Annotated in this window: 8 protein-coding genes and 1 pseudogene; 3 read left to right on the forward strand and 6 right to left on the reverse strand. The window is 72.5% G+C overall.

Translation table 11 applies throughout. The annotated features are described in order from the left end of the window. Positions 1-4: 4 nt before the first annotated feature. The gene (locus ACWDAS_RS08285; RefSeq protein ID WP_450388056.1) at positions 5-1,972 is read left to right on the forward strand and encodes a hypothetical protein; all 1,968 of its coding nucleotides are present in this window, start codon (positions 5-7) and stop codon (positions 1,970-1,972) included. A gap of 168 nt (positions 1,973-2,140) precedes the next feature. On the opposite strand, the pseudogene ACWDAS_RS08290 reads toward ACWDAS_RS08285, so the two are convergent. After that, positions 2,141-2,252, reverse strand: a pseudogene (locus tag ACWDAS_RS08290) (DUF6230 family protein); the annotation flags it as partial. A gap of 117 nt (positions 2,253-2,369) precedes the next feature. Between ACWDAS_RS08290 and ACWDAS_RS08295 the strand changes: the two are divergent. Beyond that, complete coding sequence (locus ACWDAS_RS08295) at positions 2,370-2,492, forward strand: hypothetical protein (RefSeq protein WP_450388057.1); 123 nt, start codon at positions 2,370-2,372, stop codon at positions 2,490-2,492. Next, positions 2,489-2,995, forward strand: a complete 507-nt coding sequence (locus ACWDAS_RS08300; RefSeq protein ID WP_450388058.1) for a GNAT family N-acetyltransferase — start codon at positions 2,489-2,491, stop codon at positions 2,993-2,995. The genes ACWDAS_RS08295 and ACWDAS_RS08300 overlap by 4 nt, the downstream gene beginning before the upstream one ends. Before the next feature lie 78 nt (positions 2,996-3,073). Here ACWDAS_RS08300 and ACWDAS_RS08305 read toward each other — a convergent pair whose 3' ends face one another. From ACWDAS_RS08305 to ACWDAS_RS08325, 5 genes are all read right to left on the reverse strand, one after another. Continuing rightward, a complete protein-coding gene (locus ACWDAS_RS08305) occupies positions 3,074-3,424 on the reverse strand; it encodes a hypothetical protein (protein ID WP_450388059.1) in 351 nt (116 codons plus the stop codon). A 12-nt stretch (positions 3,425-3,436) separates the two neighbouring features. Beyond that, on the reverse strand, positions 3,437-4,213 hold the full coding sequence (locus ACWDAS_RS08310) for a TNT domain-containing protein (RefSeq protein WP_450388060.1): 777 nt from the start codon (positions 4,211-4,213) through the stop codon (positions 3,437-3,439). Positions 4,214-4,429: 216 nt separating this feature from the next. Beyond that, complete coding sequence (gene pulA, locus ACWDAS_RS08315; protein ID WP_450388061.1) at positions 4,430-9,859, reverse strand: pullulanase-type alpha-1,6-glucosidase; 5,430 nt, start codon at positions 9,857-9,859, stop codon at positions 4,430-4,432. Between the two features lie 923 nt (positions 9,860-10,782). Continuing rightward, on the reverse strand, positions 10,783-11,820 hold the full coding sequence (locus ACWDAS_RS08320) for a LacI family DNA-binding transcriptional regulator (RefSeq protein WP_450388062.1): 1,038 nt from the start codon (positions 11,818-11,820) through the stop codon (positions 10,783-10,785). A 31-nt stretch (positions 11,821-11,851) separates the two neighbouring features. Next, a complete protein-coding gene (locus ACWDAS_RS08325; protein WP_450388063.1) occupies positions 11,852-13,483 on the reverse strand; it encodes a glycoside hydrolase family 13 protein in 1,632 nt (543 codons plus the stop codon). Positions 13,484-13,539: the final 56 nt, after the last annotated feature.

Here is a 13,539-nt window from a genome sequence, read left to right on the forward strand (position 1 = left end):
GAACGTGAATGCCCACCACGCGACCGCCACCCGTCCCCGGCACGGCGCACCCGTCATCGTGGACGTCGAGGAGGCGGAGGCCGCGCTCGTCGAGAACTATCCGCATCTGGTCCGGCTGGCGTATCTCACGCTGCCTCCGTCGCTCGGCCGGCACCGAAGGGTGCTGACCGCGCACACCCTGACGCAGGGCGCGCTGCCGCGGTCGCCCTGCGAACCGGACCCCGCGGTGGTGGATGTGCCGGGGCCACGGGGGTCGATCGACCCGGCGTACGCGCTGGTGCGGCAGGAAGTACTCGACACGGCGCTGGCGTTCGGGCGCGAGCGGGGCTGGCGCGGCCGGCTGCGCAAGGCGCTGGCGGACGGTCCCGCGCCGTACGTCTGGGGGCTGCGGCTGCACGCCAAGGCGAACGGGACGGACGAGGCGGAACTGGACCGGGCGCTGGCCGGGCTGAACGCGGCCGGGCGGGCGGCCTACGCGCTGCTGGAGCTGGAACGGCCCCGGCACGCGGACGGCCGCGAGGTGCGCAGGCTGCTGGTGGCCGCCGGGGTGCCCGACCCGCGGGGCGCGTTGAAGGCCGCCAGGGCGGTGCCGGAGGGCCTGCTGCTCGGCGGCAGCGGATTCGACCCGTGCACGGTGCAGGCCCGGCCGACAGATCTGCTGCGCAGGCGGCAGCACGTACGGGCGGCCCTGATCGCGGCGGGCGCGATCGCCGTCACCGCGACCCTGGTCGCGGTGCTGAGCGGCGGGCAGGACCCGTACCCGGCGGGCGGGTCGCCCGGCGGCTACGGGACCGCGGGACTGCTGGACCCGGCGAAGCTGGTCAAGGTCGGCAACACCGCGTGGACCCGTGCCACCCGCGTGGACTTCACGGCCTGGCCGGCCCGCGGCGGACGCACCGGTGACACCGCGCTGCTGGGGCGCGCCATGGCGGTGTGGGCGCACCCCGGCGCCCGGGTCGCCGTCTCGGCCACCAAGGGAACCGCCGAGGGCCTGCCCGCGCAGCAGCCGCAGTTGCTGTACGCGGGCGACGTGGACGGCGCGACCGTGGTGCTGATGTACGACGGTCTGCGGCTGGTGCGGTACGCCGAACCGCGCGACGGCGGGGGCTCCGCGGCGCTGGACTTCGCCAGGGTGGACGGCGCGGACGTCACCACGGCGGCCGTGGTGCTCGGCCGGACGGACGGCAACACGCGCTTCCTGACCGCCCCCTGGGTCACCGAGGCGGCCTCCCGTGACCTGCTGGACCCCAAGCGCGGGACGGCGAAGCTCGACCGCGCGGCGGACGGGGTGACCGAACCGGTGCGGATGCCCGGCGCGGACAGCGGTCCCGGGGTGTGCGGGGACACCTGGCCGGCGCTGCAGTTCCGCGCCGCCGCCGGGCTCGGCGTGGACCGGTCGTTCCTCCTCACCGACCTCGGCGATCTCGTACCGGCGCACCTCACCTACCAGCCGGCCGGGGGCGGCGCCCGGATGGAGGCCACCGGTCCGACGGCGCTGGCGAACGTGGCCCGCACGGCCTGCAACCTCTCCTCGATGAGCGGGCTGGGCACCCGGTCGGTCAACGTCTGGCGGTACGCGGTGCAGCGGCTGCCGGAGGACAACGGGCAGGCGTCGTGGGTCTGCGCCCGCGCCGACACCTGGCGCGGCACGGACGGCCGGGCGCTGGCCCTGTTCATGCCGCCGGTGTCGAAGCCGGGCAGCCCCGGCGCACCGGTGGGCCAGAGCGGCCGGGACACCGGGGCATGCGGCCGGGCGGTGCCCCAGGTGCTGGCCGGGGCACTGTGGAAGTCCACGGCCGGGCACTGGTATCTGCTGGCGGCGGGCAGCCGTGACGTGGCGCGGATCAAGGCCACGGGCGGCGTGACCGGCTCCACGAAGGGTCCGACGATGGCGGTACGGGCCGAGCAGGGCGCCCGGGCCGAACTGTCGGCGGTGCTCGACTCGGGCGCGAAGCTCACGACGCTGCGCTGAGCCCGCCCTGCCCCGCCCCGGCGGCCGGCTCCGCGGGAGCGGCCGCCGGGGCGCCGCGTCGGCGGCCGGGAGGCACCCCCGGCGCCCGGCTGCCGGCCGAAGGCGAGGCAGCCGCCGGCGACGCCGAGCGGCAGCCCGACGAGGAAGCCGCCGAGGTTCGAGGTGACCGCGGGCCGCCGCCCGCCGTGATGACCAGGTTGGTGCCGCCGCGGTCGACGCTCTGGCAGAGGCTGGTGAGCGTCGCCCTCTTGATCGCGGAGGCCACGACCAGGACCTGGCCGCACCTCGGCCGTCTCCTGCGACGGCGTCGTCACCGTGACCCCGGTGGACGGCTCGACCATCCGGACAAGCCGGTGGAGGTCGTGACGCATCCCGGCGCGCGAGGGACTGGGGCTCGGTGCTCGCCTTGCTCCATGTGCTGGGCATGCCCGGCCTGGTCGGCATGGGGCTGGTCGGCCCGGCCCTCGCGGGACCGGCCGAGCGATGGCAGGGGAACGGCTCCGTGACAATGGGGGCATGAACGATCTCGCATACCGCCTCGCGCGGCCCGACGACGCTCCCACCCTCGTACGCCTCCGGGACGGCGCGGCGCGCTGGATGCAGGAGCACGGCATCGACCAGTGGAAGCCGGGCGAGATGGGCGAGGAGCACTTCCGCGCGCGCATGGCGGAGGGCGAGGTCTGGCTGTCGGAGCACGGCGACCGCGTGGTCGGCGCCTGGGAGCTGTGGTGGACCGACGAGCACGCCTGGGGAGTGCGCCCACCGGACGCGGGCTACATCCACCGCCTGATGGTGGACCGGGCGGCGGCCCCGCGGGGCGCGGGCCGGGCGATGCTCGACCGGGCGGAGCGCCGCATCGCCGCGGAGGGCCGCCCGTACGCACGGCTGGACTGCGTGGCGAGCAATCCGCAGCTGCGGGCGTACTACGAGGGGGCGGGCTACACGGTCGTCGGCGAGCAGCCCCACAAGCAGGGCGGCAAGGGCAGCCCGTACGCGGTGACGCTGCTGGAGAAGAAGCTGTAGGCACACGAAGCGGAGCGGCCCGCCCGGAGGTTCGGGGGCGGGCCGCTCCGCCGTCTGCGGCCGACGAGGTTCCCGGGGTCAGGTCTCCCGGCGCCGGGCCCGCTCGTAGGCGTCATGGGCCGCGCGCTGGATCTCCTCCCGGTCGCGGAGAACCTCCTCCATCTCCTCGTCGGATCCGGGGCCCGGACCGGGGCCGCGGTTCGTGAGCCGGTCGTAGAGGTAGCGGCATGCCGCGTCCTCGGTGTCGAAGCACCGCTGCGGGTCGTGGACGCCGCGTTCGAAGTTGCCGACCACCCACATGTCGCCCTCCTGCCGGAGGTACCTGAAGTCCGGGGGCCTCAGGTCGAACTCGTGGAAGCCGGGGATCTCGTACAGCCCGCCGGGCACCCCGGCGGCGGCGAGCGCCTCGGTCAGCTCACGTCGGTCCATGGGCCGGGCCTGTCAGTTCAGCCGGACGAGGTCGTGGTTGGCGACGTGGTTGGCCACGGTGTCGCCCATGGGCAGCACGTACTGGAGGCCGTTGCCCGGCTGGCCGAACCAGGGCTCCGCGGGTCCCGCCTTGACGACGAAGGGCTTGGCGACCTTGTACAGGTGGTAGTTGAAGGGGTAGCCCGCGTCGAAGGTGTTGAGGTTCGACGGGGGGATGGAGCGCTGGGAGAACGGCGAGCCCGCCGGCGCGAGGAACCTCCCGCTCTCGTTGCCGAAGCGGTCGATCCTCTGTCCGACGCTCAGGGTCAGGTCGACTGGGGTGAAATCCGTGCGGAATCCGTCGGGGTTGGTCCCGGTGGGCGGGAACTTGTAGCTGTTCGTCGTGAAGTCCCACCAGGTGCCAAGGAACCCGTTGGCGTTCTGAGAGTCGAGGCGCCGGTAGTTGGCCAGGATCGCGCCGAGCAGTCCCTTGGTCGGCAGGTTGCGCGGGCCGAGCCGGGGGTCACCGCAGAAGAACTTGGGACTGGTGAAGGTGGCACCGACGCAGATACGCCGGTTCTCCGGCCCGCCGGGAACGCCCGACGGTGGGCGCTGCGCGGGGCCCGTCAAGGGGCGCGGCACATGGCCCGTCCCAGGTTCGGCCGTGGGGTGGCCGGGGGAAGCCGGCAAGCGTGCGCCCGGGCCCCAGTCGTCGGCGTGGGCGGGTGCGACCGTGCCTATGAGGGTGCTGACGATCAGGACGAGCAGGGCGGGAAGAGTGGTGAGCGATATTCGCTGGCGCCGCTTCAAGGGTCCTCCAGAGGACGACGGGAACGAGGCCGTCCGGAACGCCAGTCACACTGCGTCACCGGAGCCGCGCGGATACGTACCCCTGCCCGACCCGGCACCCGGACCGACACGCCGCCGATTCATCCGGTTGGCCTCGCACTTCGCCCGTACGCAGCACCGCCCGGCCGAGGCCCGCGGTGAGCGGGGCCGCCGGCCGGGCGGTGACGGAACGTGTCGCTACTTCTGGACGTACACCGCGACCGTGCGGGCCGGGACGGTGAACGTACCGGAGGCGGCGTCGTACGAGGCCCGCTTCACCACGGCGTCGGAGCCGGCGGCCTGGACCGGGTGGAGGGCGTAGCCCTTCCCGGACAGGGCGCCGATCCGCTGGTCCTGGCTCTTGGGGGTGGCGTTGAAGACCACGACCAGCTTGCCGGCCTTCATGATGATGACGCCCGGGGTCTCGTCCTTGCCGGACAGCGGGAAGGAGAGCTGCTCCCGGACCTGCGCCGCCGTGGTCAGCCCGAAGGCCGGCTCGGTGGAGCGGATCCGCAGCAGGTCCCGGTACGCGGCCGAGGCCGAGGTGATCTGGGCGCAGCCGACCTTGAGGGTGTCCGCGGTCAGCAGCGGTCTGGCGTAACCCCACTTGGACTCGTTGTCGGCCTTCGGCGGCAGGCCGCGGCCGAAGCCGTTGCCGGCCGAGCAGTCCCAGTGGATGGCGTTGAACCAGTCGCCGGAGTCGAACGAGTTGCGGTCCAGGGACTTGGAGCGCAGCAGGTCCGAGCCCGCCTGGTACAGCGCCGGGCCCTGGGAGAGCGCGGAGACGGCCTCGGCGACGACCTGCATGCGGGCCCGGTCGGCTGCCGGGGTGTCCTTGGGCAGCTTGTAGGCGAGGGCGTCGTACAGCGCCTCGTTGTCGTGGGCGTCTGCGTAGGCGAGGGCGTCACCGGGGGCGTCGGCGTACCCCGCGGGCGAGCCGTTGTAGTCGACCTCGGCGCCGGTGACCTCCTTGCCGCTGCTGTCGGTGAAGGAGAAGGACTTCAGGTTGCCGGTGAGGCCGACCTTGATGAGGTCCTGGTAGTGCAGCAGGCGGGCCCTCTGCTCGGCCTCGGTGCCGTTGGCGGCCGAGCCGTTGGGCTCGTTGTACAGGCCCGAGGCGAAGCCCTGGACGCCGGGGTCGGAGTCGAAGGGGCCGCCTCCGCGGACCGCGTCGCGGGCCCGGTCGGAGAACGTGGCGACGCCGGTGCCGGCCATGTTCTTCTGGGTGGCCTGCACGAAACGGGCGTCGTCGGCGACCTCGCCGAAGTTCCAGCCCTCGCCGTAGAGGATGATCTTCTTGCCGTCGACGCCGTCCTTCGCGGGGGTCAACGCGTCCAGCGCCTTGCGGACGGCGAGGATGTTCGCCTTGGGGTGGTGGCCCATCAGGTCGAAGCGGAAGCCGTCGACCTTGTACTCCTTCGCCCAGGTGACGATGGAGTCGACGACCAGCTTGCCCATCATCGCGTTCTCGGGCGCGGTGTTGGAGCAGCAGGTGGAGTTGGCGACGGTGCCGTCGGGGAGCAGCCGCTGGTAGTAGCCGGGCACGATCCTGTCGAGGACGGACTTGTCGTCCTGGCCGCTGGCGGCGGTGTGGTTGTAGACCACGTCCATGACGACCCGCAGGCCTGCCTTGTTGAGGCTCTGCACCATCCTGCGGAACTCGACGGTGCGCTTCGTGCCGTCCGGGTCGGTGGCGTAGGAGCCCTCGGGGACGGTGTAGTGGAGGGGGTCGTAGCCCCAGTTGTAGGCGTCCTTGGCGGCGACCGCCGCCACGCACTCCTGCTGCTTGTCGGAGTCGGCCGGGTAGGCGGCCAGATCGCAGTCGACACGGGCCTGGTCGGCGCTCTTCTCGGCGACGGTGGCGAAGTCGAAGGCCGGCAGCAGGTGGACGTAGGAGACCCCGGACTTCGCGAGCGCCCGCAGGTGCTTCATGCCCGCGGAGCCGGTGTCGGTGAAGGCGGTGTACTTGCCCTTGTCCTTCGCCGGGACGGTGGCGTCCTCGGCGGAGAAGTCCCGGATGTGGAGCTCCTGGATCTGGGCGTTGTTCAGGCCGACCGCCCTGGGCTTGGCCAGGCCGGACCAGCCGCCGGGGGCAAGGGAGTCGTCGTCGAGGTCGACGATCAGGCTCTGCTCGGAGTCGGCGGTCAGGGCGACCGAGTAGGGGTCGGTCACCTTGTTGGTGACGACCTTCTGGACGCTGGGCGCCCAGACCTTGACGACGTAGCGGTACGGCTTGCCGGTCCAGCTCTGCTTGCCGTTGACGCTCCACACGCCGGTGGAGGCGTCGCGCCGCATCGGGACGGCGGCGCCGTCCAGGTCCAGGGCCACGGACTGGGCGGTGGGGGCCCACACGGACAGCGTGGGCCTGCCGTGGTCGAAGACCGGGCCGAGGGCGGCCTTGGTCGCCTTCGCCGCGTACAGGTCGTCGAGGACGCCCTGGATCTGGACGCCCGTTGCGGACAGCAACGCGCCGTTGGCGAGACGCTGGGTGGCGACGACCTGACCGGTGAGGGCGGTGCGGACGCGGTCGCGGTCGCGCGGGTCGATCGTGAAGGCCGCGTAGTCCTTCAGGTGCGGGAAGCGGGCCTTCTGGGCGTCGGTGAGGCCGCCCGCGACGGGCTTCAGGCGCAGCCAGTGGCCCTCGCCGGACAGCGCTCCGTCCTTGGCGGCCAGGCCGCCGCCAGGGGCGTACACCAGTTGGTAGCTCGCGGCGGTGTCACCGGTCTTCCAGGCGACGGTGTCGGCGTCGATCCACTGGGCCTTGGCCGACGACAGGTCGAGGTCGGCGGAGGAGCCCGCGGTGGAGGGCAGGAGGTACTTCTCGGTGCCGTTCAGCAGCCACACCTCGTGTCCGTAGGTGGCGAGGTCCAGCGACTGGTCGGCGGGCAGGTCCTTGGTGTCGCCCTTGTGGATGATGTAGCTGAGCGATGTGGCACCCGCGGCGAGCGGCACCTCGAAGACGGCGCCGTAGGCGTCGATGCGCACCGGCTGCAGCGGGCTCGGCCAGTCGGTCGGGTTCGCGGCACCGGTCCAGGTGTGCAGGCCCCAGCCGCTGTAGTCGCCGTCGGCGCGGTGGTAGTGCAGGACGGCCTTGGTCGTGTCCTGACCCGGCTCGGTGCCGGACGGTGCCTGGGTGGCGACTGCCTCCTTGCCCTGCTCCACCCAGATCTCACCGGTCTTGGTGACGTCGATGAAGCGGTCGGCGGCGACGTCCTTGTTGCCGTCCTTGTCGATGACGAGGTAACCGACGCTGGACGCACCCGGCTTGAGCTTCACATAGGCGAAGGCGCCGTAGGCGTCGCGGCCGATGAAGTCGTGGCCGGCCGGCCAGGTGGTGCCCTCGCCGTCGGCGATGTCGCCCCAGGTGTACAGGCGCCAGTCGGTGTAATTGTTGTCGGCCCGCTTGTAGTGGACGACCGCGTAGTCGCGGCTGCTCGCCACCGGGGTCTCCGGCTGGGCCGGGGTACCGCTGGTCGTCTCGGCGGTGGCGCTCGCGGTACGGCCGGCGGAATCGATCACGACGGCCTTGTACCGCAGCGCGGTGCCGGGCGTCACGTCGTCGCCGACCGTCTGGGTGACCTTGTACGGCGCGTGGTCCGCGGAGCCGAGGACCTGCCACGCCCCGTTGCCGGTCTGCGCGGCGAAGACGACCCGGTTCAGCTGCCCGCCGTCGACGTCGGCGGAGAGCTCGACGGTGCCGGTGGCACCGGCGGCGGGGGCCTTCAGGGTCAGGGCGGGCTTGGCGGCGGGGGTGCCGAGCGGCTTCACGGCCTTGTAGACCACGGTGGACAGGGCCGGGACGGTGACACCGATCCTCCGGTCGGAGCCGCTGGTGACGGAGCCGTCCGTGCCGTAGAGGGCGGTGAAGGCGGTGTTCGCGGAGCCGGTGGGGACGTCGGCGGTCCGCGCCTCGGTCGCGTTGTTCACGGCCACGACGTACTCGGTGCGGGTCTTGGCGTCGGTGCGGGAGAAGGCGTAGATCCCGGTGCCGTCGGCGGCGTAGCGCTCGGTCTGGACGCCGTCGGCCAGCGCGGGTTCGGCCTTGCGGAGCGCGGCCAGCTTGGCGATCGCCTTGTAGAGCGGGGCGCCGGTGTCGTACGCGTCGCTGGCGTGGGTGCGGTCGGTGCCCAGCTCGTCGTCGTCGAGGTAGTCGGCGACCTTGGACGCGAACATCGTCTGGCGGGCGTCCTTGTCGCCGCCGGCGCCGGTGAAGCCCTGCTCGTCGCCGTAGTAGACGACCGGGTTGCCGCGCGAGAGGAACATCAGCTCGTTGGCGAGCCGGTCCCGCTTCACGAGCTCGGTGTCGTCGGCCTTCGGGTTGTCCTGCCTGAGGAACGTGCCGATGCGGCCCATGTCGTGGTTGCCGAGGAAGGTGACCTGCTCGTACGCGTTGGCCTTGTCGGTCGTGTACCGGTAGTCGTCACCGAAGACCCCGGCCAGCTTCGCCGCGGAGCCGCTCTGGGAGGCGTACTGGCGGGCGGCGTCCTGGAAGGGGAAGTCGAGCGTCGAGTCGAGGCGGCCCCGCGTGACGTACGGGGACGTGATGGCGGTGTCGGCCGAGTACACCTCGCCGAACATGAAGAAGTCCTTGCGGCCGTGCTTCGCCGCGTACGCGTCGAGGGCGGTGGCCCACTGCGTCCAGAAGGGCAGGTCGACGTGTTTGACGGTGTCGATGCGGAAGCCGTCGACGGCGAAGTCGCGGACCCACTTCTCGTAGATCTCCTCCATGCCCTTCACCACCTCGGGACGCTCGGTCCACAGGTCGTCCAGGCCGGAGAAGTCGCCCTGGTCGGAGCTCTCGCCGGCGAAGGTGGAGTCGCCCCGGTTGTGGTACATCGTCGGGTCGTTGAGCCAGGCCGGGACCTTGCTCTGCGCGGTGACGACGGGGGTGCGGGGGAAGGAGTCGCGGTCGACCGCGGGGAAGGCCTTGCCGCCCTTGGCGTAGTCGCTGTCGTCGAAGGGCACACCGTCCTTCGTCAGGTACGGGAAGGCGCCCTTGGAGAGGTAGCCGTAGGACTTCTCGTCGTAGTCGACCACGTCCGCGGTGTGGTTGGTGATGACGTCGAAGAAGACCTTCATGCCCTTGGCGTGGGCCTTGGATATCAGCGCCTTGAGGTCGGCGTTGGTGCCGAAGTGCGGGTCGACCTGGGTGAAGTCGGTGATCCAGTAGCCGTGGTAGCCGGCGGACGCGTTGTCGCCGGTGCCCTGGACGGGCCGGTTCTTGAAGATCGGCGCCATCCATATCGCGGTGGTGCCGAGGCCCTTGATGTAGTCGAGGCGCTGGGTGAGCCCCTTGAGGTCACCGCCCTGGTAGAAGCCCTTGTCGGTGGGGTCGTAGCCGGTGCTGAGCCGGGTGCCGGTCAGGCCGCCCCTGTCGTTGGACGCGTCGCCGTTGGCGAAACGGTCCGGCAGTACGAAGTAGAACTGCTCCCGCGTGAGGTCGTGACGCGCCGGCTGCGCGGCGAGCGCCGCGTCGGAGGGCGGGGCGGGCGGGGCGGCCGCCGAAGCGGCGGGCGCCACGGCGGGGACGGCGAAGGCGGCGGCGAGCGCCGCCACCGCGACGGCTGCGGCTCCGCGTCTACGCGCGCGTGAGCGCGTGGACGCGGGCAGCCCGGTGTGCTGGGCCACGGGGTGTTCTCCTTGCGGAATCCGTGTGCGGACGGTTGTACCTCTGGGAGCCCACGCGCCATGAGCCTTCGTCCGGCAGCGGTGCCGGACCGGTGACCGGGACCGTACCCCTTACGAAGGTCTTACAGCAAGATGTCGCAAGGATTTCCAATGAGGTCGTCTCCGCGGCGGCCACCCAATGATGACGGGCCGTCAGATCCGGCTTCGCCGCGACGGAACACCGGACACTGTGAACGCAAAGGCCACGGCTCCGGACCCCTGCCGCCCGCGTCCCCGAACCCCGGGGCCCGCGAAACGAAGCGCCGGACGACGACGGAAGGACGGGACGACGGTCACCGGGCGCTCCCTCTCGCCGCCCCCCGGTCCGGACCCGCACGCCGCCGCATCTCCCTGCCGCTCGCGGGAGTCGCCGCACTCCTCGCCGCCGCCCTGACCGGGCCCGTACCGGCGTCCGCGGCCGGCGGGCCCGCCCCCGCCGACCGCCCGGCGCTGTCACCGGGCGGGAGCGGGCGTGGAGCCGTCCGGACGGCGTGGGCATCGCGCCCCGACCGCCTCCCACCTGCGCCGCGTCCTTCCGCAAGGTCTTTCACGGGGCCCCTCGCAGGGCCCCCGCAAGGCCTCCGCAAGGCCCCTGCAGAATCTTGCAGAAAGTTTCTGCAGGGGCCTTCCTTCCTGGCTGGAGCGGCTGTTACGTTCCTCTTCGGCCCGGTTCGGCCGGCCGGGGGTCCGCCCCTGACGGCGGGTCCCACGCGCCCGGCCGGCTGGACCGGTCGCCATCAAGACGGAGGCGGGCCCCGGACCGTCAGGCCACCCCGCTGCGCCCCGACCGGGGCAGGTCCGGGGCCCGCCTCAACACATGCCGGAAGCCGCCCGGCCCGCGGAAAGCGGCCACCGGCCGGGCCGGTGCCGGGATCGGCCCGTGCTCAGGAGTGCCGGCCGGCGCCGGGCGCCTGGCCCGTGGAGCCGCGGACGACGAGCTCCGTCTGGAAGACGAACTCCGAGCGCTGCACCGGGTTGCCGCCGATCTCCTCCAGCAGCGCGTTCACGGCGGCCGCGCCCATCGCCTCGACCGGCTGGCGGACCGTGGTCAGCGGCGGGTCGGTGAAGGCGATCAGCGGCGAGTCGTCGTAACCCACGACCGAGACGTCCCCGGGAACGGACAACCCCCGCTCCCGCACCGCCCGCACGGCGCCCAGCGCCATCAGGTCGCTGCCGCACACGATGCCCGTGCAGCCCTTGTCCAGCAGCGCCCCGGCGGCCGCATGACCGCCCTCGACGGAGAACAGCGTGTGCTGGACGTACCCCGCCGCCTCCCGCTCGCCGAGGCCCAGCAGGGTGCCGAGCGCCTCCACGAAGCCCTCGACCTTGCGGTGCACCGGCACATAGCGGTTGGGCCCGACGGCCAGGCCGATGCGCTGGTGGCCGAGCTCCACCAGGTGCTGCACGGCGATGCGCGCCGAGGCGCGCTCGTCCGGCGAGATGTACGGTCCGGCGATGGCCGGGTTGAAGCCGTTGACCAGGACGTAGGGCACGCCCTGGCCGAGGAGGCGGGCGTAGCGCTCGGGGTCGGCGGTGACGTCGGCGTGCAGCCCCGACAGGAAGACGATGCCGCGCACCCCGCGCTCCACGAGCGCCTCCACCAGTTCGTCCTCGGTGGAGCCGCCGGGGTGCTGGGTGCACAGCACCGCGGTGTAGCCGTAGCCGGTCAGGTTCTGCTCGATGACCTGGGCGAAGGCGGGGAAGATCGGGTTGTTGAGCTCGGGGGTGATCAGCCCGATCTGGCCGGCGCTGCGCTGGCGCAGCCGCACCGGACGCTCGTAACCGAGCACGTCCAGTGCGGCCAGCACCTTCTGCCGGGTGGCGGGGGCGACCCCCGCCTTCCCGTTCAGCACGCGGCTGGCGGTGGCCTCGCTGACCCCCGCCTGGGCCGCGATGTCGGCAAGTCGGGCTGTGGTGCTCACAGCTCCAGACCCTATGCGACCGCGACGCACGTCAAACGGCCCACCAGACGGTCGTGTCGGCCGGGACGACGACCCCGTCCGCCGTGACCTCCACCGGCGAGCTGGCCAGCAGGACCATGCCCGGCACGGGCAGCGTCACCGGCGCGTCGGTGGTGTTGACGGTGCACGCGAAGCCGGGCCGGCGGAAGGAGAGCACGCCCTCCGGGGCGTCCTGCCACTGGACCGACTCGCCCGCGCCCAGCCCCTGCTGGTCGCGGCGCAGCCGCAGCGCGGAGCGGTACAGCTCCAGGGTGGAGCCGGGGTCGCCGGTCTGCGCGGCGACGCTGAGGCCCGCCCACTCCTCGGGCTGCGGCAGCCAGCTGCCGCCGCTGCCGAAGCCGTGGCTGGTGCCCTCGGCGGTCCACGGGATCGGCACGCGGCAGCCGTCGCGGAAGCCGTCCTGGCCGGCGGCGCGGAAGAACGCCGGGTCCTGGCGGGCCTCGTCGGGAAGGTCGGTGACCTCCGGCAGGCCCAGCTCCTCGCCCTGGTAGACGTACGCCGAGCCCGGCAGGGCCAGCATCAGCAGGGAGGCGGCGCGGGCGCGGCGCAGGTCGTAGGTCTTGCCGTCGGAGGACAGCCGGGTGGCGTGGCGGACCACGTCGTGGTTGGACAGGACCCAGGTGGTGGGCGCGGCGACCGGTCGCATGGCGTCGAGCGAGCGGTCGATGACCTCGCGCAGCTCGACGGCGTCCCACTTCGTGCCGAGGTACTGGAAGTTGAACGCCTGGTGCAGCTCGTCGGAGCGGACGTAGTTGGCCGTGCGCTCGACGGTGGGGGTCCAGGCCTCGGCGACCGCGATGCGCTCGCCGTCGTACTCGTCGAGGATGCGCCGCCAGGAGCGGTAGATCTCGTGGACGCCGTCCTGGTCGAAGAAGGGCAGGACATCGTTGCCAAGGAGCTTGAGCTGCTCGTGGGCGCCGATGTCGGGCAGGCCGTCGGCCTTGACCAGGCCGTGCGCGACGTCGATGCGGAAGCCGTCGACGCCCATGTCCAGCCAGAAGCGCAGGATCGAGCGGAACTCGTCCTGGACGGCCGGGTGCTCCCAGTTGAAGTCGGGCTGCTCGGGGGCGAACAGGTGCAGGAACCACTCGCCGTCGGCGGCGCGGGTCCAGGCGGGGCCGCCGAAGATGGACTCCCAGTCGTTGGGCGGCAGTTCGCCGTTCTCGCCCTTGCCAGGACGGAAGTGGTAGCGCGCCCGCAGCGGGGAGCCGGGGCCCTCGCGCAGCGCCTGCTTGAACCACTCGTGCTGGTCGGAGGAGTGGTTGGGGACGAGGTCCACGATGATCCGCAGGCCCAGCCGGTGGGCGTCGCGGATCAGTCCGTCGGCGTCGTGGAGGGTGCCGAACATCGGGTCGATGGCCCGGTAGTCGGCGACGTCGTAGCCGGCGTCCGCCTGGGGGGAGGCGTAGAAGGGGCTCAGCCAGACGGCGTCGACGCCGAGGTCGCGCAGGTACGGGAGCCGCTCGCGGATGCCGGGGATGTCACCCATGCCGTCGCCGTTCCCGTCGGCGAAGCTGCGGGGGTAGACCTGGTAGATGACCGCGTCTCTCCACCAGTCCGTGGCGGCCACGGGCTGGTCGGAGGTGTGGGGGTGACGGGTGGAGTCCGCCAGGTACTGGGTCATGGTGATCCCTTGGAGGATGGAAGGCTCGGTACGGCGATGAGGCAGGGCCGGGGCAC

The organism is Streptomyces sp. NPDC001070, from assembly GCF_053598835.1.